A 21,835-nucleotide genomic window follows, 5' to 3' on the forward strand; every position below is an offset into this window, starting at 1 on the left:
CATTGGCAGAGCGGCTTCCTGCGGTCTGCCAATGTTCTTGTTTTATTTTGCGAACTGCGTCGCGAATACGCAGTTCGCCATTCAATTGCCTGAACACCTATTGTCTTGAGTTAGATCTGTCGTTAATTATCCGTATCGTTAATTCGCTAGAGATGTTCGCTGCGGTGATTGGTGTCGGAGAAGAGATGCTGGAACGAACGACTGCCGACAAGGCAAAGCGCAAACCTGGGCGGCCAACGCCCGGAGTTGATTATAGAGATCTCATTCTCGACGCTGGCGAACTGATCTTCGCGGATGAGGGGTTTGCCGGGGCGAAAATGCGCGACATTGCCAACAAAGCCGGGGTCAACCAGGCTCTTATCCGTTACTATTTTGGCAGCAAGCAAAATCTGTTCGATGATGTCTTTCGCAGGCGTGGGGCCTTATTGTCGGGAAGGCGGCACGTCCTACTCGACGAGGTGCTCGCTCGTCAGACTAACTGGACCGTCGAGGACGTAGTCGTCGCCTATCTCGCCCCCCAATGGGAGATGAAATACAGCGGCCCTGCCGGGGCCGCTTTCGTTAAATTACAGGCGCGCCTGCACGCGGAACCGGCCGAGCATTCTTTGCGTCTGCGCCGCGAGGTCTACGATGCATCCGTTAAGCGTTTTGTCAACGAAATCGCTCTCCTCATTCCAGAGATACCGAGAGATGTAGTGAGTCTACGCATGACTTTTTTGGTAGGTACTTACCTATTTATGCTAAACGATCTAGGCCGATTAAACGATTTAACTGACGGCCAGCTAGGCGTAGTTGAGAAGGACCAGATGCTGAAGCATCTGGCGGCCTTCCTGAGCGCCGGTCTCAGAGCGCCCGTACCCACATAGGAATGATCCCAGGCTGAGAATTGTTTGCATCGGGTACTGGCCTAAAACATATTCCAATCGAATGCTTATCGGACCAACTTTTCTAAGCGGAAGGATTGTCATTGCTCAGTCCCTGCTGTTCCCTCGCGTCCCCTTCAGTGCAGGCCAGCAGTCGGATGCTAAGGCCATTTTTCATGCAACATAGAATTTCGAACGCCGACGGGGAGATCGTAAGCGCCGCACGGGGAGGGCCGTCTTGCGAGGTTGACACGAACATCGGATGTGCTCGTGCAAACACCAGACAAGGAGTAGTCCTATGTCGATCCTGGCCAAAGGAAAGACCGATACGGGCCGCATCTGGACCTATGTCCGGGACGATCGACCGTTCGGAGGCCTCTCCCCGGCGTCCGCCCTTTATTATGCCTCGCGCGATCGACGGCAGGAGCATCCGGAGCGCCACCTGAAGGCCTTCAGCGGGATTCTGCAGGCCGACGCCTATGGCGGCTACAATCCACTGTTCAAGGTTGATCGCGATCCCGATCCGCTGACCCAGGCACTCTGTTGGGTACACACGCGGCGCAAGTTCTTCGAGCTGCCGACATTGCCGCAAACGCCAAGCGTGGAAAGAACGGCGCGCCGATCTCACCTATGGCGCTCGAAGCTGTCAAACGGATCGACGGCCTGTTTGATATCGAGCGGGAGATCAACGCGCATACGGTCGATCAACGCCTGGATCGTCGCCGCAAGGAAAGCCGGCCGCTCGTTGATGATCTGCAGACCTGGCTTCAAACCGAGCGGGAAAAACTCTCGCGCAGTTCTCCGGTCGCAGAGGCGATCGACTACATGCCCAAGCGCTGGGATGGCTTCACGTCATTCCTGCAGGACGGCCGGATTTGCCTGACGAATAATGCGGCCGAGCGAGCACTCAGAGGCTTTGCGCTCGGCAGAAAATCGTGACTCTTCGCCGGATCAGACCGCGGCGCAGATCGTGCAGCCATGGCACGCAAATGACGGCAAAGATCAACTACATCGATCCAGAGGCGTGGCTTGCCGATGTTCTCGCCCGCATCGCGGACACGCCGATGACAAGGCTGGAGCAACTGCTTCCTTGGAATTGGGCGTCGCTGACCGTCGACGCTCAAGCGGCCTGATCCGGGGTCTTCCCCGTAGGCTTATTGATTTGGATAATAGTCGCGTATCGTATGTACCGCGGCGGACACCGAATGCTTAGACGCTTCACCCAAAGTAAGCGTAAGCGCCGATTGCGGAGGCGTCAGCTCGCTGACCGACACCGTGTCAGAATATTTCCTATTTTGAATAATTAAGCTTCCAATCTTGAGGGAAATGTTTATCCTGACGTGTAGAGATGGGAGGAAACATCATGCGAAACAAAATCGCTTCAATCACCGCGGTGCTGACAGTTCTGGGAGGTGGTGTTGCCTTTGCCGATGGCGGGTTGAACATTTACACCTACGCTGGGTACACCAGCGCGGAACTAATCAAGAAATTTGAGAGCGAATATAATGTAAAAGTCACCGTATCGGAGTATGATACCAGCGACACTGCGCTGGCCAAATTAAAAGCTGGCGGTCACGGATATGACGTGTTTGTTGGGGCGTCAACTTACACGCCGATATTCATTCAGGAAGGGCTACTTCTGAAGTCCCATCCTAATATGATGGAAAATTTCCGCAACGTAAATAAGCAGTGGGTAGATGTTCCGTTTGATCCCGGACGAGAATATACCGCGCCATGGCTCGTGAATGTAGTTGGTGTAAGCGTGAATACGTCGATATACAAAGGCGATATCAATACAGCTTCCATAATATTTGATCCACCAAGTGAGCTGCATGGCAAGATCAATGTTGAGCCAGAGATGTTGGATATTATGGGGCTCGCAATTCATTATTTAGGTGGAAAGCAACTTTGCACTGACGACAAAGTTCTCCTCAAAAAGGTGAGGGACAAGCTTCTCGAGGCAAAACAGCATTGGATTTCCATGGATTATATGACGCGTGAGCCCATGATTAAAGGGGACTATGCGGTCAGTGCCGACTGGAATGGAGTGGCTCTCCAGGAACGTTTGCAAAATAAAGATATAGCGTTCGGCTATCCGCAAACCGGATTTCCATTCTGGATGGATAACATTGCAATCTTGTCGGACGCCTCGAACGTTGACACCGCGAAGCTCTTTATTAACTTCATTATGGCCCCTGAGAACATCGCTCTCCAGTCGAATTTTACCAATTTTGCCAATGGCATTGACGGCTCCGAGAAGTTCATGAGGAAAGAGCTGACGGCGGCGCCGGAGCTTCAAACTCCCGAGCATCTCAAGGCCGCTGGATATTGGGCTACGACCTGCCCTCCGGCAATTCAAAAGCTCTATGGAGCAATTTGGTCAGAAGTTAGAATGTAATTCGGCTTCTTCGCGCGGGATCATCACTGGAGTTGCAAGGTTGAACTGAGCCGATCGGCTTAGAGCCAATGATCTCAGTGCTTACCCATCTATGCTGGTTGGAGCTGCTGCCGGCGCAGGAGCTTTGTGAAATTCCGGTCCCTATCTCGCTTGTTGGCGCCGAGTTTTGGCGTTGAAAGATTGATGCAAACTAAGAATTAGTACGCCCGTACCGTGCAAAAAGTGGTGGTGCCATTTGACGAAAATAAGAGCGAACGCTGAAGCACCGATCATTAGCAATGTGAACTGCCCCCCATTTCGACCGGACAGTCGGCATAAGCAGAAAGGCTCAAGCACAGGCTTGAGGACAGGCTTATGTCTAACGACTATCGACACGTTGAATTGCTGACGGGTGATGTTCGCCGCAGGCGGTGGACAACCGAGCAAAAGCTGACAATCATTGAGCAGAGTTTCGAACCCGGCGAGACGGTTTCTTCGACCGCTCGCCGTCATGGCGTCGCGCCCAATTTGCTTTATCGGTGGCGCAGGCTCTTGAGCGAGGGAGGTGCTGCAGCCGTGGATTCTGACGAGCCGGTTGTCGGGAATTCGGAAGTGAAGAAACTGGAGGATCGCGTCCGGGAGTTGGAGCGCATGCTCGGTCGCAAGACGATGGAGGTCGAAATCCTCCGCGAAGCCCTTTCCAAAGCGGACTCAAAAAAACGGATATCGCGGCCGATCTTGTTGCCGAAGGACGGTTCGCGATGAAGGCCGTCGCAGACACGCTAGGCGTTTCCCGTTCCAACCTCATCGAGCGGCTGAAAGGCAAAACAAAGCCGCGTGGGCCATACCACAAGGTCGAGGATGCAGAGCTTCTGCCCGCCATTCGCAGGCTGGTTGATCAAAGGCCGACTTATGGCTATCGACGGATCGCCGCGCTCCTCAATCGCGAAAGGCGAGCCGCCGATAAGCCTGTCGTCAACGCCAAACGGGTTCATCGCATCATGGGTAACCACGCAATGCTGCTGGAGAAGCATACCGCCGTTCGCAAGGGCCGCATCCATGACGGCAAGGTCATGGTCATGCGCTCAAACCTGCGCTGGTGCTCGGATGGTCTGGAGTTCACCTGCTGGAATGGAGAGGTCATTCGTCTCGCCTTCATCATCGACGCCTTCGACCGCGAGATCATCGCCTGGACGGCGGTCGCCAACGCGGGCATCTCCGGCTCGGACGTGCGCGACATGATGCTGGAGGCGGTCGAGAAGCGGTTTGCAGCAACCCGAGCCCCGCATGCTATCGAGCATCTCTCTGACAATGGCTCGGCTTATACCGCGCGGGACACGAGGCTGTTTGCGCAAGCACTCAATCTGACGCCCTGCGTCACGCCGGTCGCCAGCCCGCAGTCGAACGGCATGTCGGAAGCCTTCGTCAAAACCCTGAAGCGAGATTACGTCCGCATCTCGGCACTACCGGACGCCGAAACGGCGCTCCGTCTCATCGACGGATGGATCGAGGACTACAATGAAATCCATCCCCATTCCGCTCTCAAGATGGCTTCCCCTCGGCAGTTCATCAGGGCTAAATCAATCTAGCCGACTTGTCCGGTGAAACGGGGGGCACTCCACAATGGGATAAAGTCCAGTTGCCTAATAGGGCGATAGATCCCGGACGAGGGGGTGCTTGATGCGGTGCTAATATTGATTGCTAACCAACTCTCTTCACCCCCCTCATTCACCCAAGTAGCGAGTGCATTGTTGCTGTCGCCGCGACCTTGAGGCGCAGGCTTTTCCACCTAAACGTACGTTTCTGCGATCTAGTTGCACAATCTCGCGGTGATCACGTATGCAGCTATCTACGGTAGACCTCGTGGCCCCTTGAGCGGATAGCAGAAGAGGTCGGCTACAATGATGCTACAAACTTGCGGCACGCGGTGAAGCGTTGGACTGGCCAATCGCCTTAGTCTCTTCGTGAAAACTGCCGCCGCGGATTTGAATAGGCAATTGATTAAATGAGGCTTGCAGAGCGCCGGGTGGTACGCGGGGACGAACTACGTCCAACAACAGCGGAAACTGTCGTGTGACCGAGATCATTTTGGTTTCGCCTCATCCTGTCGAAAAAGTCTCTAGGGCCATGGGTTTTGGATAAATATATAGAGGAGCATGCAATGTAATGGAGAAGATGCGCGGATGTTTTCAGCACATTGAGTTCGGATGTAAAATTACCAAAAGGAGGAAATCATGAAAGCATACTGGATTACCCACATGACCGCGGCCGTGGTAATGAGCGCTGCAATCACATTTGCCCATGCTGCGGAGCAGCCTGTAGCGACCCAGACAGCGACAGCAGAACTGCGGCAATTCTTTGCCGGCCAGGACGCGGCCAATCACAACGGAGCTTCCACCGAAGAGTTGGTGCATCGCTTTTACGCCGGTGACGCTACCGTGATTGGAGAGGGAGCGGCAGGGCCTACTCGGGGTCTGGCGGGCGCCATCAAAGCGTTGACTGAGTGGAACGACTACTTGGGCCCAGGTGGTAACAAAGGCTGCAATTTTGAGATCAAAGAACCAGTCGTCGCCTCAGGGCAAACGGCGTCTGTATTTGCGGAGCTGAAATGCAAGGCAAATCCACCTAAGCTCGCGAAGGACGAGACTATCCGGCAGCTCTTCGTGCTGAAGAAAACTGCCAATGGATGGCGAGTGGTTCAAGAAATGTGGCAATCTGGCGGCTTCCCTGATTGACCGTGATAGCTTGGAGCCGCCGCTTGCGTCGGCTCCATAAAGATGAATAGACGCTTTGGTCCCACTATTGGCCGCGTCCTCCACGCAATAGTTTTGGCGATCTCATCAACTCGAAGGTTGCGATGTGTTTCAGCGTTAGACGTCAGCTGCGCTAATCGAGCATGGAGTTGCCCCTTAAAAACCGGACAGGATCAGGTTTCGGTTTGACGGTTTAAGAACTCACGAGGCGAGCAATAACCCAATGCCTTATGTGGGTGGAGGGCGTTGTAGTGTTCGAACCATGAGGGCAGTTGCGCGATGACGGTCATGGCGTCCGGCAAGGGGTTCACCGAGACGTAATTGCGCTTGAAGGTTTGACGAAGGCTTCGGCCATTCCGTTGGACTGGGGGCTGCGAACGGGCGTCGAACACGGCTCCATGCCGATATCGCGCGAGCGTCCGGATGGCAAACGTCCGCCGCGGCGACGCAAGGGCTTCGCACCCCATCTGGAGCGGGTCGAAGTCGTCATCGAGCCGGAGGATTTGCCGGAGCATGCCGGCAAGCAGAAGGTGCTGATCGGCGAGGACATCTCGGAGCGGCTGGATGTCATGCCGGCGAAGTTCCGCGTCATCGTCACCCGTCGGCCGAAGTATGCCTTCAAAAACGAGGACGGCGTCGTCCAGGCACCGGCGCCGGCACACATCATTGAGGGCGGCATTCCGACGGAAGCACTTCTGGCGCAGATCGCCGTCTCCAAATATGCCGATGGCCTGCCGCTCTACCGGCAGGAAGCGATCTACGCCCGCGACAAGGTCGAGCTCGATCGCAAGCTGATGGCGCAATGGATGGGCAAGCTCGGCTTCGAGCTGGAGATCCTCGCCGACTACCTCTTCGATGAGATCAAGAAGGGCGAGCGGATCTTCGCCGACGAAACCACCTTGCCGACGCTCGCGCCCGGTTCCGGATCGACAAAGACCGCTTGGCTTTGGGCCTACGCAAGGGATGACCGAACATTCGGGGGCAGCGGTCCGCCGATGGTGGCCTATCGCTTCGAGGATAGTCGAGCCGGCGAGTGCGTCGCCCGTCATCTAAATGGCTATCGCGGCATTCTGCAGGTGGATGGTTATGCCGCCTACAACAAGCTGGTCCGCTCCGATGGCGGCAATGACGGCGTTCTGCTGGCAGGCTGACGCAGGCGCTGTGTTGGGCACATGCTCGTCGCAAATTCTTCGTGCTCGCCGACATCGCCACCAACGCCAAACGCGGCAAGAATGCTGCCGCGATCTCGCCGGTTGCGCTCGAGGCCGTCAAGCGCATCGACGCTCTCTTTGATATCGAACGTGACATCAACGGACTTGCCCCAAGCGAACGCCTGCAACGACGTCAGAAGGACAGCCGTCCGCTCGTTGATGAGCTTCAGACCTGGCTTCGATCTGAGCGAACAAAGCTGTCGCGCAGTTCACCGATCACTGGTTTGCCCAGTGGCGCGACGGCATCAGCTTTCGCCGCAGCAGTTGTTCACCTGGCCGCGGCTTTTGCGGAAACGCGCCCACAATGCGGTTGAGGCTGCTCCCATGTTCGTGCCAGCGATTGTCGCTGCTCCGAAAGAGCTTGGGGCGACGAAAGTGCGGCGAGCAGGGTGGCCGCGAAGGTCTTCGACGCGTTCCAGGTGACAGCACCCTTTCATGTAACGCCGCGCGGCTTTACAGGGCCAACTGCTGTCGATGCTCCTGTCGAGAAGCTAGGCCAGCATCAACCGTTGGACCCGCAGCCTTACGATCGGAAGAGCAAAATTCAATGCCCGCCTTTCGTCCATCTTTGGTGGCCTGAGCGATTTGGCCCGGTCCAAGACAGTCGCCGATGCGTTCAACCGACGCAATCTCACCTGCTTCTCTCTTTGCAATCAACTCGTGATAAAGGACATCATCGGATATTTGTCCGGTTACGAGAACTATGGCGTCCACTTTCCTATTGGATTCCGCACCATTAAGAATACGACTGGTAGTAATGTTGCCAGATGAGATGCTAGTTACGGATGTGCCGACGACGATCTCGATACCCATCTCGTTCATTGCGTTGATTACGTGAACAAGTTCCAGTGTGTTGATCGTCCACGGTGCCGGATCGCTCGCAGTCGTGATGTAAGTTACCTTACAACCTGATCGTGCAAGGCGTTCAGCTACCACCGTAGCCATGTAAAAGTAGTCTTCATCATAAACGACGACCTCGCCGCGAGGTAAGTTACCATCCAAGATTTCTTCCGGGCCGTACACGTGGGGTAGATCAGCGCCGGGTATCGGTTCATCGTGATTGCGACCGATACCGTCCTTGCGCCATTTTGCGCCGGTCGCCACGATCACATGATCCGCTTCGAAGCCGATGACGTCGTCTGCAGTAAGGACGCTGTTAAGATACATGTTTGCATTTGGCATCGTCTGCAGTTGCCCAACACGATAGTCCACCACGCGCCCCCAGGCACTCAAGCGAGGCATTTTACGCTCCCGGACAAGCCGTCCCCCCCACTCCGATCCTCCGTCTGCGATAGAAACCTGGTAACCGCGTTTTGCAAGTGTGTGAGCTGCTTCGAGACCCGCGGGGCCCCCACCTACAACAAGAATCGTCTTAGACGGGTCATCTGCGGGAGGAACATTTTCCGGATGCCAGCCCAACGTATGTTCTTCTCCTGCTGACGGGTTCTGCGTACAGCGAATACGGACATATGTCATGACCTCCGCTGTGCAAGCGTTACATCCTATGCACTCACGAATATCATCGTGGCGACCTTCGTTTATCTTGTTTGGCAAGAAGGGATCGGCTATTGAAGGTCGTGCTGCCCCGATTAAATCCAGCACTCCTCGCTTAATCTGGCTTACCATGGCGTCAGGTGACGTAAATCGTCCGACGCCTACAACGGGTTTGTTCGTCACCTTCTTCACAAAGTCGATGAACGGTTCTTGCTGCCCTTCTTCGAAGAAGCGACTGCTTCCGCTATCCCATGGCCAGTCGCTCACATTGACGTCCCACAGGTCAGGGACGTCCGAAAGTGCTTCTACAACGCGCCGCCCGTCTTCAAGCGCGGTAATATTAGATGCCCGTCGTCTGTCTTCCACCGCAAATCGGACTGCAACTGCGCAGGTGTCACCAACCGCGTCCTTCACATCAGAAAGTGTTTCGCGAAGGAGTCGAACGCGATTTTCGAAGACGCCGCCGTATTCGTCCGTTCTCTTGTTTGTTTTCACATCAAGGAAGTCTTGCAGAAGGGACAAATTGTGAGCGCAGTAGACATATACGATGTCAAAACCGGCCGATTTGGCGCGGACTGCCGCATCGCGGTACCAGCGTCTGAATTGGGCAATATCTTGTTTGTCGATCGTACGGGCTGTTATCGGGTTGTAATAGTAGTGAGGAAATTTCGCGGTGGGAGATAATGGATGCTCGCGATGAGAAGCGGCCGGTCCCGACGCACCCGCATGTGCCAGTTCCACCCCAGCCAACGCACCATGTTCCTTCACGGCTGCGGCAACGCGGGCTAGTTGAGGGACATGACTGTCACTGTAAAAACAGGGGTCCGGCAACGGGGCATGGTCAGAGGTTTGATGAATCATCGTTTCCTCCAAGCATACTACGCCCCACCCTCCTTCCGCTCGAGCTTTCCGATATGCGATCATTCCATCGATGGAGGACATTCCCATGCTTAGAGCATGCGGGACAACATAGAACCGGTTCTTGGTCCTGACGGGACCAATTTGAACGGGCTCAAAAAGGATGTCATAACGTGGATCTCGCATTAGAGACGCTCCAATCGATGCTTTGATAGTCAGGTATAGCTGTAGGCTTCGCGGGACAGCGCTATCGGCGGGTGAGCTAACAATTCCAAATGGGGAGAAGTTAAGCCTGAGAAACCGTCGCGGTTGCCGTACGGGTCGAAATCTCGCGCGCCTTGCAAAACGCATTTTTAACGGCGATTTTTCCCTCACAGAAGCGAAGAATATCTAGCCCATCGATAGCAGAGCTATTGCCGTCGGCTGTTATGACTAAGGTCCATGTGACGATCGCAGTAGAGGTGCGCTCGTCGATCGATGTGGAAGTAACGTTGTATTGTGTGGAGGCGTTCAAAACATCGTCACTGGGCGCAAGCGCTTGTCCAATTGCCGCGCGTCCACTGTGTTGGATGCCGAAAGGGTCCACGTATACGCTAGCGTCGGTGAAGAAATCGAGCGTCTTCGAGAAGTCTCGCGTATTAAATGTTTCCATAAAGGACTCAACTTGCGCGATAAGGTTTTCCATTCACGATCCTCCAACAAGCACCTGCAATCCAAAAGGCTCGAGGGCTATCACCAAAAGAATGCCCAACTAGTCAGGCTAAGTAAGAACGCAGTAGTAACTGCCAACGAAAATGAGATCGGCTCAGCTCACGCGATCGTTGAGCCATTCGATAATCTCACGGGCAATATCGTCCGAGTTACACTCAGACATTAACATGTGACCATTCCCGAAGATGCCCTTCTCCTCAAGTCGAATATGGTCGACATGGTTTCCCCGACCCCGGATATAGTCTACGGCTTGTGCATTTGCCTCACGCATCCAGCTTGCTTCAGCTGATACAACCGCGATCGGCCGAATGAAGGGATCATGTTCCCCGGAAAGGGGCGCGGCGTTGAGACCGTGCGAAAATTGGCCAAGGGGATGTTCGAAGCCGGGACAGCCTAGTGGCTCCACTGCAACAATAGCTTTCACTAATGGACCGCCAATCGCCGCCAATGCCCATCCGCACGGCGCACCAGCGGAGTGGCTGACCAAAACTGTGTCCCCGACCGTGCTGAAAAGCTCCTGCGCGATAAGTTCCACGTGCTCTTGGCTTGCGGCGAGACTTGTTGCCATTGGCCCCTGGCTCGCCATGAAGCGATCCGCAGGAAGCTCACCACACGGCCACTGCGTGTGTTTTTCCGCCCCTGGCCAAAGTTGGCTTTTTGCTGCTTCAAAAAAACGTGGACCCAGTTGCTCGTAACTTGGTGGTGGGGTCGCACTGCCAAGTACACGCCGATCCCAGCGGCTCCGCCCATGTCCTGGCCGGTCGAGCAGATACACGGGATACCCCGCCCGCAGAAACGCGTGTGCCCAGCCAGGCCGGCCATCCGGAGTGCGCAGAAACTCCGAACTTTGTCCACCGCCGCCATGTACGAATGTAATCGATACGCTTTTCGGCTCGACGGGTACGAACCATTCGACATAGGCGGTCGCACCGGGATAGGTCTCGCCCGCGTATAGATTACGCGACGTTGTGAGAAATCTCCCTCCGAAGTCTGCGAGGGCCAAGGGTGTAAGGCTGCTCAATATACTGTTCGCATCTGTTCGTGGAATTTCATCATTACGCGCATTTTGTCTCTGTCAGCCGCGATTGCACGCGCCTGTTCGATCCACTGCTCTTTCTGCTGGCCAGGTAGCATGTGATACATGTTTCTTAGGTTTGAAGATGCGCGTGGCGAGACAATTTCAAGAAACTTGTAACGGCGGTCCCTATCGTAGGTTTCCAGTATGTCTTCGCCACGGTTATCGTGAACAACTTGGGTAAGGGCTTCGACGAGCGCAAATGTGTCAAACATACCCCCCGTCAGCCCCAGACCCCCCGTGGGATTGGTAATATGCGCTGCATCACCGACTAGCATAATGCGGCCCACTCGCATTCGATCAGCACAACGTTGATGCATTCGGTAGGGCGAAAATGCCTCCACCTCGAACGGAACGTCGCCGGTCAGCAGGTCCGGCAACACCTTTGCAATTCTCTGAGGAAGGTCTTCAATGGGAAGTGCGGGGTCTTCCATAAATGTGACGCGCCAGAAGTCGCTCTTGTCGATTTTGCAAATGACGGAACCGTAGACATGATCAATCTGCATCGTCGTCTTCGAGTAGCCGCGCCGGTCTAGATCTACGCGTGTATTGGTTGCGACATAACGTTCTGGCCACGTGATACCGAAGAAATTGAGATTCAAAACCTCCCGACGAACAAAGCTGGCTGCGCCGTCGGCGCCTATCAACCAGTCGGCGTCGATGGTCTCGGTAAGTCCATCTTTTAGAATCGTCGCCCGAATACCACTGCGGTTCTGTTCGCATGCAGTCAAACTGGTCGAAAAGTGAATTTCGACGTTCGGCAACTTCTGCAGATGGGAAAGAATAATAAGGGACAGTTTATCTTGGCCCAAATGAAGGGCGTAAGGGAATTCGATCTCGCCTTCAAGACACCCGATGTCCCAGCGGATCATTTCACCGGTCTCGTGAATGCGCCAGGCGTGGTCCTGCCGAAGGAAACCGGCCTTCACGCAATCGTCGAGCACGCCTAAATCTCGAAGATGCGGGAGAACAGATGAATGGTAAACAAGCGCGCGAGGACTATCGTTGGGCGTCGCCTCCGCTTCCAATACCGTCACACGCATACCGGAACGTGCTAAGCCTAACGTGGTAAGAAGCCCGGTTGGGCCGCCACCGACGACAACGACATGTGCGCTCATGTTAACTCTCACTTCTTCTGAAAATGGTTGTCGCTGACCCAACGGGCATTGAAGTCACCATATTTGCTTCGACACTGCCATACCTGCCTAAAAAGGCAGGCTAGCTGCCGCTTCTCTTCGATCGAACGACTTGCCCGTAGTGAATTAACATTTTGAATAATTAAAATGCTTGCTGATGTCAAGATGCCTGACTCGCGCTCATCGGCCTGCCGTCGCTCGGCCGGAGAAGGCTGACGGCGCGGCGTGATGTGGGACAAAGAAGCTGACCCGCTACTAGGAGCTTAATTTTCGACAAATTAATTATTCAATATTGTAATTTATCGAAGCCGACGTTATCGTGTGCTTCGCCGATTAAGCCGCGCCGGAATTCGATACACCATCTGATCTGTTCAAAGGCGTGGCGGCCCTCAACGGGATTTGACGGAGCGCAGGGGAGGAAACCATGAGCGTGGAACTCGAGTCATCTGATACAGGCATCCAAGTCCGAACCGCTGGTCACTCGCAAAGCCTAGGTATTGTGCTTCGACGGAAATCGTTAATCGCGACTGGCCTAGGCAATACTTTGGAGTGGTACGATTGGACGATCTATGCGGTTTTCGCTCCATATATCGCGAAGGCAATGTTTGACACCCAAGACCCCGTCTCGGCCTTGTTGAGTACATTGGCGATTTTTGCGGTCGGTTTCATCTCTCGCCCGCTTGGAGGTATTGTCTTTGGGGCCCTTGCCGACCGCTTGGGGCGTAAAACCGTGTTGTTGATAAGCATGGTTCTTATGGGCCTCGGCAGTCTGTTAATCGCAGTCTCCCCAACGTATGCAGCTGTTGGCGGATTTGCCTCTCTTATCGTCTTGGCTGCTAGGCTGTTGCAAGGTTTTGCTCACGGGGGGGAGGCGACCGCTTCCTATGCGTACCTTGCGGAGATCGCTCCAAAGGAACGACGGGGTCTGTGGTCCAGCAGTATGTTCTTTAGTGTCGGCATCGGTAGCATAATAGCTACCCTGCTTGGTGTCGTCTTGACCCGGCTAATTGATGTCGCGGAAATGGACTTTTGGGGATGGCGTATTCCGTTTCTCCTCGGCGCCCTGCTCTCCCTGCTCGTGTTGTTCTTACGAAAGAGCATGATGGAAAGCGACGTGCTGACGGATTTTGTAGGCTCGCCGCAGGGTTCTCCCAACCAGGTCGAGGCCCCCGATTGGCCGAAGAGCAAAATTATATCTCGAGCTGTCGGAATTTTCTTTTACCAGGCCGGCGTCGGCCTGCCATACTATCTCTGGACCGCCTACGCCGCCGTGTTCGCTATAACGCAGCGCGGCATGGATCCAAGCGGCGCCTTTACCGCGAGTCTGTTCGCACAAATTCCCTATATCATCGCCGTCCCTATATGGGGTTACGTTTCCGATCGAGTGGGTAGGAAGCCCGTAACGATTTTTTATTTTATGGCAGTAGCGGTGCTAACATTTCCCCTAATCGGCTTCATATCAAATGAACCTTGGACGCTATTTGTCGCGCAAGGCGTGATGCTCTCGATTACTGGTTGTATCGGTGGAACGCTACCTGCAATCATCGCTGAACGTGTTCCAACACGGTACCGTTCGCGCATCATGGGTGTTTCTCTCCCCCTTTCACTTGCTCTGTTCGGCGGTACAGCTCCCTATTTGAGCAGCTGGTTCTCAAGCATGAACCTCTCCTGGGTGTTTAACCTGTATGTTGTGGTTGTGGTTCTAATAGCGGCGGGCGTGGTAGCAACGTGGAGAGAAACGAGTGGAATTGACTTGCGAGAAGTCAATTAGCACGCAGGTTCTCCGCGATGGATGGCGGGTGGAGTGGTCATAGCCGCCCGTACGTGCCGCGGCTCTGCTCCATCAACTAGCAAACTGATGTGCTGACGAACGGTTTCTACTGCTCATGGAAAAGGGCGTAAGGACGTGACCGGAGGATTGGCCGGTTCTATCGGAAAGCTATGGGGTTGGGTGGCCATCTCAACATGATGAAAACTAGTCAATGAGACCATCAGAAACTTCAACCTCGGGAACGTAATAAAGGCTTCGGAACATGCAAATGGATGCCAGCATCAAGATCATTGTCCCGGTCAAACGGGTTGTCGACTACAACGTGAAGATCAGGGTGAAGCCGGATGGTTCCGGTGTCGAGCTTGCCAACGTGAAGATGTCGATGAACCCGTTCGACGAGATCTCGGTGGAAGAGGCGCTGCGTCTGAAGGAGACTGGCAGGTGTGAGGAAGTGGTGGTGGTCTCGATCGGTCCTGCCAAGGCCGAGGAGACGCTAAGGACGGCGCTCGCCATGGGCGCCGACCGGGCGATTCTGGTCGAGACAGACGATGCGGTCGAGCCGCTCACTGTGGCCAAGATCCTCAAGGGCGTCGCCGATGCCGAACAGCCGGGGCTGATCATCGTCGGCAAGCAGGCGATCGACGACGATTCGAACCAGACCGGCCAGATGCTGGCGGCCCTCTTGGGGTCGGCCCAGGCGACCTTCGCCTCGAAGATCGAGATCGGGGACGGCAAAGCTCAGGTCACCCGCGAGGTCGATGGCGGCCTGCAGACGATCGAGATCAACCTGCCGGCAGTCGTCACATCGGATCTGCGATTGAACGAACCGCGTTATGCCTCGCTGCCAAACATCATGAAGGCGAAGAAGAAGCCGCTCGACAGGAAGTCGCCAGCTGACTTCGGTGTCGACACCACGCCGCGGCTGAAGGTGCTGAAGACCGAGGAGCCCAGTGGCCGCAAGGCCGGCGTTAAGGTGAAGTCGGTCGCCGAACTGATCGACAGACTGAAGAACGAAGCCGGCGTGCTGTAACCGGGCAGGAACAGGAGCAACTATTATGACCATTCTTCTTCTGGCCGACCACGACCATGTCAGCCTCTCCGACCAGACCGCCAAGGCGCTAACGGCAGCAAGCCAGATCGGCTCCGATATCCACATCCTCGTCGCCGGCAAGGGCGCCAAGGCTGCCGCCGATGCGGCTGCCAAACTCTCCGGCGTCTCCAAGGTGCTGCTGGCCGAGAGCGACGCGCTTGCCAACAATCTGGCCGAACCGCTTACCGATCTGATCGTCTCGCTGGCCGGCTCTTATGACACCATCCTCTCTGCCGCCACCTCGGTCGGCAAGAACGTGCTGCCGCGGGTGGCTGCCCTGCTCGATGTCGCCCAGGTCTCCGAGATCATCGAGGTGGTCTCATCCGATACCTTCAAGCGGCCGATCTATGCCGGCAATGCCATCCAGACGGTGCAGGCAAGCGATGCCAAGAAGGTCATCACCGTGCGCACCACCTCGTTTTCCCCGGCCTCCCAAGGCCCAGCTGCTGCCGTCGAGGAGATCTCGACGGCGGCTTTTTCTTCTACGCTTTCGCGTTTCGTCGGCGATGCGCTGTCGGCCTCCGACCGGCCGGAACTGACCTCGGCGAAGATCATCATCTCCGGCGGCCGGGCGCTCGGCTCGGCGGAAAAGTTCCAGGAAGTCATCCTGCCGCTTGCAGACAAGCTCGGGGCTGCCGTTGGCGCCAGCCGTGCCGCCGTCGATGCAGGCTACGCTCCGAACGACTGGCAGATCGGACAGACCGGCAAGGTGGTCGCGCCGCAGCTCTACATCGCCTGCGGCATCTCGGGTGCCATCCAGCATCTCGCTGGCATGAAGGATTCGAAGGTCATCGTCGCCATAAACAAGGACGAGGAAGCGCCGATCTTCCAGGTCGCCGACTACGGTCTCGTAGCAGATATCTTCGACGCCCTGCCGGAACTGCAGAAGGCGCTTTGAACCATTTACATCGCCTCCCCAGCGCGGATGGCGTGGCTTTCAGGGCTGCGCCATCCTTTGATTTCTTTGGCTCTAAGAGACCGTTAGATGAAGAGCCGACTCGCCTTGTAGGCGACCCGTCGCCGGTGTTTTCAACCCCGGTTCTAAGCGGGGTTGGCGCGATGACGATCGCCACGCTGATGGGCAACACTGTAATCACCGCCTACCGCAAGCACGGCCGCAGGCCGCCGACGTTCTGAGAGACCCACAGGAGCGAAGAGATGAGCCTTCCCGAACGCGAGCGCATGGAATTCGACGTGGTTATCATCGGCGCAGGTCCGGCTGGTCTGTCGGCGGCGATCCGGCTGAAGCAGGTCAATCCGGAACTGTCGGTCGTCGTGCTCGAGAAGGGCTCGGAAGTCGGGGCCCATATTCTCTCCGGCGCCGTCGTCGATCTAATCGGCATCGATAGACTGCTACCCGGCTGGCGCCAGGAAGCCGATCATCCCTTCAAGACCGAGGTCAAATCAGACCACTTCCTGCTGCTCGGCCCCGCCGGCTCGATCCGCCTGCCGAATTTTTTGATGCCGCCGCTGATGAACAATCACGGCAACTACATTGTCTCGCTCGGCAATGTCTGTCGCTGGCTGGCTACTAAGGCTGAGGAACTTGGCGTCGAGATCTATCCGGGCTTTGCTGCCACCGAAGTGCTCTATGATGACAAGGATGCGGTCATCGGCGTCGCCACCGGCGACATGGGCATTGAGAGGAACGGCGAGCCTGGCCCGAACTTTACCCGCGGCATGGAACTGCTCGGCAAATATGTGCTGATCGGCGAGGGCGTGCGCGGCTCGCTCGCCAAGCAGCTGATCGCCAAATTCGATCTGCAGAAGGACCGCGAACCGCAAAAGTTCGGCATCGGCATCAAGGAGCTTTGGCAGGTCAAGCCGGAGTACCACAAACAGGGCCTGGTGCAGCACTCCTTCGGCTGGCCACTCGGAATGAAGACCGGTGGCGGCTCCTTCCTCTATCACCTCGAAGACAATCTGGTGGCGGTCGGCTTCGTCGTCCATCTGAACTACAAGAACCCCTATCTCTATCCTTTCGACGAATTCCAGCGCTTCAAAACCCATCCGGCGATCCGCGGCACCTTCGAGGGCGGCAAGCGGCTCTCTTATGGGGCGCGTGCCATCACCGAAGGCGGTTACCAATCGGTGCCGAAGCTTTCCTTCCCGGGCGGGGCGCTGATCGGCTGTTCGGCCGGTCTGGTCAACGTTCCCCGCATCAAGGGCAGCCACAATGCGGTGCTGTCGGGCATGCTGGCGGCCGAGAAGGTCGCAGCCGCCATCGAGGCCGGCCGCAGTCATGACGAGGTCACCGAGATCGAAAACGAATGGCGCCTGGGCGACATCGGCAAGGATCTGAAGCGGGTCAGGAACGTCAAGCCGCTATGGTCGAAGTTCGGCACCGCGGTCGGCGTGGCGCTCGGCGGTCTCGACATGTGGACCAACACCTTGTTCGGCTTTTCCTTCTTCGGCACGCTAAAGCACGGCAAGACGGATGCGCAGTCGCTGGAGCCGGCATCCCAGCATAAGAAGATCGACTATCCGAAGCCGGATGGCGTTCTGACCTTCGACCGTTTGTCCTCGGTGTTCCTGTCGAACACCAATCACGAGGAAAACGAGCCGGTGCACCTGAAGGTCAAGGACATGGACCTGCAGAAACGCTCCGAGCACGACATCTATGCCGGCCCGTCGACACGTTACTGTCCGGCCGGCGTCTATGAATGGGTGGAGAAGGATGGCAGGCAAGTCTTCGTCATCAACGCGCAGAACTGCGTCCACTGCAAGACCTGCGACATCAAGGATCCCAACCAGAACATCAACTGGGTGCCGCCGCAGGGTGGCGAGGGGCCTGTCTATCCGAATATGTGAAACTTTAGATCTTACACGACGTCTCCTTATAAATGGATTGTTTATCATCGCCAGCACGGTTTCGTATGTTTGCCCAAACTTGATTCATGCGACGCTCTTTAGCTCTTTGTTTTTTATGCATGTCGTTATCCCGGCACCGCTGCACACTTCCGGGTGACATCCATTTGACGGCGTCTTCCGTCGCGATCAGGCACGACCGGCGCGCCAACCGCGAGCGCGGTCCTGAGCGTCTCCTCGGCGTTAGCCAGGCCGACGTAAACCAGGACGACTTCCTCCGCCTTGCCGGCTTCCGTCAACCGCAGCTCTTCCTCGACCGAGATTTCGTCGAAGGGGTTCATCGACGCCGTTGGCAAGTTGGACGCCCGACTGGTCTTCCTGTTTCAACGGGTGGGGACTGCTGGCTCGCTGTGATAGTCATAGAAGCCACGCCCGACCTTTCGGCCGAACCAGCCGGCCTCGACATATTTCACCAGCAGCGGACAAGGCCGGTACTTGGGATCCGCGAGACCCTCGTTGAGAACCTGCATGATCGACAGGCAGGTATCGAGACCGATGAAATCAGCAAGCTCCAATGGCCCCATCGGATGGTTCGCGCCAAGTTTCATGCTGTTGTCGATGTCGACGATGGAGCCGACGCCCTCGTGGAGCACGAAGACGGCTTCGTTGATCATCGGGATGAGCACGCGGTTGACGATGAAGGCCGGAAAATCGGAAGCCATGACGGGCGTTTTGCCGAGGCGGTCGACGACGGCCCGGACGGCGGCGAGGGTCTCGTCGCTGGTGGCAATCCCGCGGATTAACTCGATGAGTTGCATGACCGGAACGGGGTTCATGAAATGCAGGCCCATGAAGCGTTCCGGACACGGTGTCCGGCCCGCCAGCCGCGTGATCGAGAGCGATGACGTGTTGGAAGTGAGAATCGCCTCGGGATTCAGGTGGGGAATGAGATCGTCGAACATCTTCTGCTTGACGGCCTCTTTTTCCGTGGCCGCCTCGATGACGAGACCGCAATGTCCGATATCGGAAAGGGCCGTGCATGTTTCGATGCGCCCCTCGGCGGCGCGCTTGTCTTCTTCGGTGATCTTGCCGCGCGCCACCTGCTTTTCGAAATTAGCGGAAATCCGCGCGGTCGCTGTATTGAGCGCGTCCGGATTGACGTCGGTCACCGTAACGTCGAAGCCCGCGGCCGCGAGGACTTGGGCTATACCGCTTCCCATCTGGCCGGCGCCGATAACGCCTATCGTCTGAATGCTCATTTCCTGCTTTCTTCCTCTGCCAAAGCGACAAATGCCCAGGCGCCACTGCCGAGGAGCGGCCCTGCCCTGTCAAGAACCAGCGGACTTCTGGAAAACCGGATGGGCGTACGCAGTCCCGGCAGCCCTTCGGGCTCGATCTTCAAGCCGCGGGCGCGGACCTGCGGATCTGCAATGGCTTCTTCCACGGTGTTGATCGGGCCGCCTGGCACGCCGGCGCCTTCCAATGCGGCAATGAGGTCCTGCTTGCTGCGCAGGCGCGTCTTTTCGGACAGCATCTTCACGAGCACCTTGCGATTGCCGACGCGGGCAGGGTTGGTTGCATATGCCGGATCGGTGGCGAGGGTGTCCAGCCCCAGCGCAGCGCAGAGACCGACGAACTGGCGGTCATTGCCGCAAGCGATGATGATATGACCGTCGGCGGCCGGGAACACCTGGTAGGGGACGATGTTGGGATGGGCGTTTCCCATTCGATGGGGCACCGAGCCGCCAGCAAGGAAGTTCATGCCCTGGTTTGCGAGGGTCGCGATCCCGACGTCGAGAAGTGATAGATCGACATGCTGGCCGCGCCCGGAGCGCTGCCGCTCCGTCAAGGCCGCCTGGATGCCGATGACGCCGTAGAGACCGGTGAAAAGATCGATCCAGGCGACGCCAACCTTCTGTGGCTCTCCGTCAGGTTCGCCGGTGAGGTCCATGATGCCGCAAAGGCCCTGGATGAGGAAGTCGTAGCCCGGATACTTCGCGCGCGGTCCATTTTGACCAAAACCCGTCACGGACGCATAGATGAGGCGCGGATGGAGGGCGGACAGGCTTTCATAGTCGAGGCCGAACTTCTTCAGGCCCCCGACCTTGAAGTTCTCGATCACCACGTCCGCTTGCGCGATTAGCTCCTTTACCCGATCGAGATCGTCGGCGTCGGAAAAGTCGCAGGTGACTGAGGTCTTGCCGCGGTTGGCAGCATGGAAATAGGCGGCGACCGTTTCCGTACCGCCCTTGCCGTCGGGCCGCTCGATGAAGGGCGGCCCCCAGCTGCGGGTATCATCGCCGGCCGGGCCTTCGACCTTGATGATCTCCGCGCCGAGATCGGCGAGCGTTTGGCCGATCCAGGGCCCTGCGAGAATTCGGGCTAGTTCGACGACCTTCAGCCCGGCGAGCGGGGCCTTGTTTCCGGCATCCATCAGAAGAACGCCTGGAGGCCCGTCTGGGCGCGGCCGAGGATCAGCGCATGGATGTCATGCGTACCCTCGTAGGTGTTGACCGTTTCCAGGTTTTGCGCGTGGCGCATGACATGGTACTCTATCTGGATCCCGTTGCCGCCATGCATGTCGCGCGCCTGGCGAGCAATATCCAACGCCTTGCCGCAATTGTTGCGCTTGACCAGGGAGATCATTTCCGGCGCGTATTTATGCTCGTCCATCAGGCGGCCGACGCGCAGGCTCCCCTGCAGGCCTAAGGCGATCTCCGTCTGCATGTCAGCGAGCTTCTTCTGGTAGAGCTGCATGCCGGCGAGCGGCTTGCCGAATTGCTTGCGGTCGAGCCCGTACTGAAGGGCTCGCAGCCAGCAATCCTCGGCGGCCCCGAGAACGCCCCAGGAAATGCCGTAGCGGGCGCGATTTAGGCAGCCGAACGGGCCGGCAAGGCCCGAGACGCCCGGCAGCAATGCATCCTTGCCGACTTCGACACCGTCCATGACAACTTCACCGGTGATCGACGCTCGTAGGGATAGCTTGCCACCGATCTTGGGCGCAGAAAGACCCTTCATACCCTTTTCGAGGATGAAGCCGCGGATCTTGCCGTCATGCGCTTCAGACTTCGCCCAGACGACGAAGACGTCGGCGATCGGGGCGTTGGAGATCCACGTTTTCGAGCCACGAAGGCGATAGCCGCCGTCGATCTTTTCCGCGCGGGTTTTCATGGCGCCCGGGTCGGAGCCGGCATCCGGTTCTGTCAGGCCGAAACAGCCGATCAGTTCACCGGAGACGAGGCCCGGCAGGTAACGGTCGCGCTGCTCGTCCGAACCGTAGGCGTAGATCGGGAACATCACGAGCGACGACTGCACGCTCATCATTGACCGATAGCCGGAATCTACGCGTTCGACTTCCCGCGCGACGAGGCCGTAGGAAACATAAGTGGCGCTGGCGGCGCCGTATTTTTCCGGGAGGGTCACGCCGAGCAGGCCCGCCCGGCCCATGAGCCGGAAGAGGCCGGCGTCCGTGTGTTCGTCGAGATAGGCATCCTGTACCCGGGGCTGCAATTCGTTTTCGGCGAATGCCGTGGCCGCGTCGCGGATCATACGCTCTTCGTCTGAAAGCTGATCATCGAGAAGGAAGGGGTCGCTCCAGGCGAACGCGCCGCCCTTCGGGTTCTGGTTGTCATGGCTGCTGGCGGACACATCTCTCTCCAGATCAAACTGCGCTTGTGGGCGCTCGGCA

At 56.9% G+C, this 21,835-nt stretch carries 14 protein-coding genes and 6 pseudogenes; 11 read left to right on the top strand and 9 right to left on the bottom strand.

Annotation, left to right across the window (positions count from 1 at the left end):
• Window positions 1-2: 2 nt before the first annotated feature.
• From ACTJJ7_RS12040 to ACTJJ7_RS12065, 6 genes and pseudogenes are all read left to right on the top strand, one after another.
• On the top strand, window positions 3-866 hold the full coding sequence (locus ACTJJ7_RS12040) for a TetR/AcrR family transcriptional regulator (RefSeq protein WP_353574463.1): 864 nt from the start codon (window positions 3-5) through the stop codon (window positions 864-866).
• 301 nt (window positions 867-1,167) lie between these two features.
• A pseudogene (gene tnpC, locus ACTJJ7_RS12045) lies at window positions 1,168-1,996 on the top strand (IS66 family transposase); the annotation flags it as partial.
• A 230-nt stretch (window positions 1,997-2,226) separates the two neighbouring features.
• On the top strand, window positions 2,227-3,261 hold the full coding sequence (locus ACTJJ7_RS12050; protein ID WP_353574462.1) for an extracellular solute-binding protein: 1,035 nt from the start codon (window positions 2,227-2,229) through the stop codon (window positions 3,259-3,261).
• Between the two features lie 354 nt (window positions 3,262-3,615).
• A protein-coding gene (locus ACTJJ7_RS12055) for an IS3 family transposase (protein ID WP_440967190.1) occupies window positions 3,616-4,829 on the top strand; the annotation gives its coding sequence in 2 pieces (ribosomal slippage) (window positions 3,616-3,952 and window positions 3,952-4,829; 1,215 coding nt in all).
• A gap of 281 nt (window positions 4,830-5,110) precedes the next feature.
• Window positions 5,111-5,197: pseudogene (locus ACTJJ7_RS12060) on the top strand (hypothetical protein); the annotation flags it as partial.
• Window positions 5,198-5,474: 277 nt separating this feature from the next.
• Window positions 5,475-5,975: a hypothetical protein gene (locus tag ACTJJ7_RS12065; RefSeq protein ID WP_353574460.1), complete on the top strand. Its 501-nt coding sequence runs from the start codon at window positions 5,475-5,477 to the stop codon at window positions 5,973-5,975.
• A 191-nt stretch (window positions 5,976-6,166) separates the two neighbouring features.
• On the opposite strand, the pseudogene ACTJJ7_RS12070 reads toward ACTJJ7_RS12065, so the two are convergent.
• A pseudogene (locus ACTJJ7_RS12070) lies at window positions 6,167-6,402 on the bottom strand (integrase core domain-containing protein); the annotation flags it as partial.
• 10 nt (window positions 6,403-6,412) lie between these two features.
• On the opposite strand from ACTJJ7_RS12070, the pseudogene tnpC (ACTJJ7_RS12075) reads away from it, so the two are divergent.
• Window positions 6,413-7,371, top strand: a pseudogene (gene tnpC / locus ACTJJ7_RS12075) (IS66 family transposase); the annotation flags it as partial.
• Window positions 7,372-7,735: 364 nt separating this feature from the next.
• On the opposite strand, the pseudogene ACTJJ7_RS12080 reads toward tnpC (ACTJJ7_RS12075), so the two are convergent.
• The 4 genes and pseudogenes from ACTJJ7_RS12080 to ACTJJ7_RS12095 form a co-directional block, all read right to left on the bottom strand.
• Window positions 7,736-9,742: pseudogene (locus tag ACTJJ7_RS12080) on the bottom strand (oxidoreductase); the annotation flags it as partial.
• A gap of 100 nt (window positions 9,743-9,842) precedes the next feature.
• Window positions 9,843-10,241: a nuclear transport factor 2 family protein gene (locus ACTJJ7_RS12085; RefSeq protein ID WP_353574459.1), complete on the bottom strand. Its 399-nt coding sequence runs from the start codon at window positions 10,239-10,241 to the stop codon at window positions 9,843-9,845.
• A gap of 120 nt (window positions 10,242-10,361) precedes the next feature.
• Window positions 10,362-11,288: an alpha/beta fold hydrolase gene (locus ACTJJ7_RS12090; protein ID WP_440967192.1), complete on the bottom strand. Its 927-nt coding sequence runs from the start codon at window positions 11,286-11,288 to the stop codon at window positions 10,362-10,364.
• Window positions 11,285-12,460, bottom strand: coding sequence for an FAD-dependent oxidoreductase (locus tag ACTJJ7_RS12095; RefSeq protein WP_353574457.1), 1,176 nt, complete (start codon window positions 12,458-12,460; stop codon window positions 11,285-11,287). Before ACTJJ7_RS12095 ends, ACTJJ7_RS12090 begins: the two co-directional genes overlap by 4 nt.
• A gap of 442 nt (window positions 12,461-12,902) precedes the next feature.
• On the opposite strand from ACTJJ7_RS12095, the gene ACTJJ7_RS12100 reads away from it, so the two are divergent.
• The 4 genes from ACTJJ7_RS12100 (at window position 12,903) to ACTJJ7_RS12115 (ending at window position 18,150) form a co-directional block, all read left to right on the top strand.
• Window positions 12,903-14,249, top strand: a complete 1,347-nt coding sequence (locus tag ACTJJ7_RS12100) for an MFS transporter (RefSeq protein ID WP_353574456.1) — start codon at window positions 12,903-12,905, stop codon at window positions 14,247-14,249.
• 280 nt (window positions 14,250-14,529) lie between these two features.
• Window positions 14,530-15,279 carry an electron transfer flavoprotein subunit beta/FixA family protein gene (locus ACTJJ7_RS12105; RefSeq protein WP_440967229.1) on the top strand — a complete coding sequence of 250 codons (750 nt, stop codon included), beginning with the start codon at window positions 14,530-14,532 and terminating at the stop codon, window positions 15,277-15,279.
• Between the two features lie 25 nt (window positions 15,280-15,304).
• Window positions 15,305-16,237, top strand: a complete 933-nt coding sequence (locus ACTJJ7_RS12110) for an electron transfer flavoprotein subunit alpha/FixB family protein (protein ID WP_353574455.1) — start codon at window positions 15,305-15,307, stop codon at window positions 16,235-16,237.
• Window positions 16,238-16,497: 260 nt separating this feature from the next.
• Complete coding sequence (locus ACTJJ7_RS12115; protein ID WP_440967195.1) at window positions 16,498-18,150, top strand: 4Fe-4S dicluster domain-containing protein; 1,653 nt, start codon at window positions 16,498-16,500, stop codon at window positions 18,148-18,150.
• A 163-nt stretch (window positions 18,151-18,313) separates the two neighbouring features.
• On the opposite strand, the pseudogene ACTJJ7_RS12120 reads toward ACTJJ7_RS12115, so the two are convergent.
• The 4 genes and pseudogenes from ACTJJ7_RS12120 to ACTJJ7_RS12135 form a co-directional block, all read right to left on the bottom strand.
• Window positions 18,314-18,491 (bottom strand): annotated as a pseudogene (locus ACTJJ7_RS12120) (electron transfer flavoprotein subunit beta/FixA family protein); the annotation flags it as partial.
• Between the two features lie 39 nt (window positions 18,492-18,530).
• Window positions 18,531-19,406: a 3-hydroxybutyryl-CoA dehydrogenase gene (locus ACTJJ7_RS12125; protein WP_353574453.1), complete on the bottom strand. Its 876-nt coding sequence runs from the start codon at window positions 19,404-19,406 to the stop codon at window positions 18,531-18,533.
• Window positions 19,403-20,581: a CaiB/BaiF CoA transferase family protein gene (locus ACTJJ7_RS12130; RefSeq protein ID WP_353608080.1), complete on the bottom strand. Its 1,179-nt coding sequence runs from the start codon at window positions 20,579-20,581 to the stop codon at window positions 19,403-19,405. Before ACTJJ7_RS12130 ends, ACTJJ7_RS12125 begins: the two co-directional genes overlap by 4 nt.
• Window positions 20,581-21,795, bottom strand: coding sequence for an acyl-CoA dehydrogenase (locus ACTJJ7_RS12135; protein WP_353574451.1), 1,215 nt, complete (start codon window positions 21,793-21,795; stop codon window positions 20,581-20,583). The genes ACTJJ7_RS12130 and ACTJJ7_RS12135 overlap by 1 nt, the downstream gene beginning before the upstream one ends.
• Window positions 21,796-21,835 lie beyond the last annotated feature (40 nt).

Source organism: Phyllobacterium sp. 22229 (assembly GCF_052056495.1).
Classification (GTDB): domain Bacteria; phylum Pseudomonadota; class Alphaproteobacteria; order Rhizobiales; family Rhizobiaceae; genus Phyllobacterium; species Phyllobacterium myrsinacearum.

Excerpts from the sequence above, each read along its gene's own strand:
- ACTJJ7_RS12130 (WP_353608080.1), bottom strand. The coding sequence starts at position 20,581 with ATGGATGCCGGAAACAAGGCCCCGCTCGCCGGGCTGAAGGTCGTCGAA.
- ACTJJ7_RS12085 (WP_353574459.1), bottom strand. The coding sequence starts at position 10,241 with ATGGAAAACCTTATCGCGCAAGTTGAGTCCTTTATGGAAACATTTAAT.
- ACTJJ7_RS12125 (WP_353574453.1), bottom strand. The coding sequence starts at position 19,406 with ATGAGCATTCAGACGATAGGCGTTATCGGCGCCGGCCAGATGGGAAGC.
- ACTJJ7_RS12095 (WP_353574457.1), bottom strand. The coding sequence starts at position 12,460 with ATGAGCGCACATGTCGTTGTCGTCGGTGGCGGCCCAACCGGGCTTCTT.
- ACTJJ7_RS12100 (WP_353574456.1), top strand. The coding sequence starts at position 12,903 with ATGAGCGTGGAACTCGAGTCATCTGATACAGGCATCCAAGTCCGAACC.
- ACTJJ7_RS12115 (WP_440967195.1), top strand. The coding sequence starts at position 16,498 with ATGAGCCTTCCCGAACGCGAGCGCATGGAATTCGACGTGGTTATCATC.
- ACTJJ7_RS12110 (WP_353574455.1), top strand. The coding sequence starts at position 15,305 with ATGACCATTCTTCTTCTGGCCGACCACGACCATGTCAGCCTCTCCGAC.
- ACTJJ7_RS12050 (WP_353574462.1), top strand. The coding sequence starts at position 2,227 with ATGCGAAACAAAATCGCTTCAATCACCGCGGTGCTGACAGTTCTGGGA.
- ACTJJ7_RS12065 (WP_353574460.1), top strand. The coding sequence starts at position 5,475 with ATGAAAGCATACTGGATTACCCACATGACCGCGGCCGTGGTAATGAGC.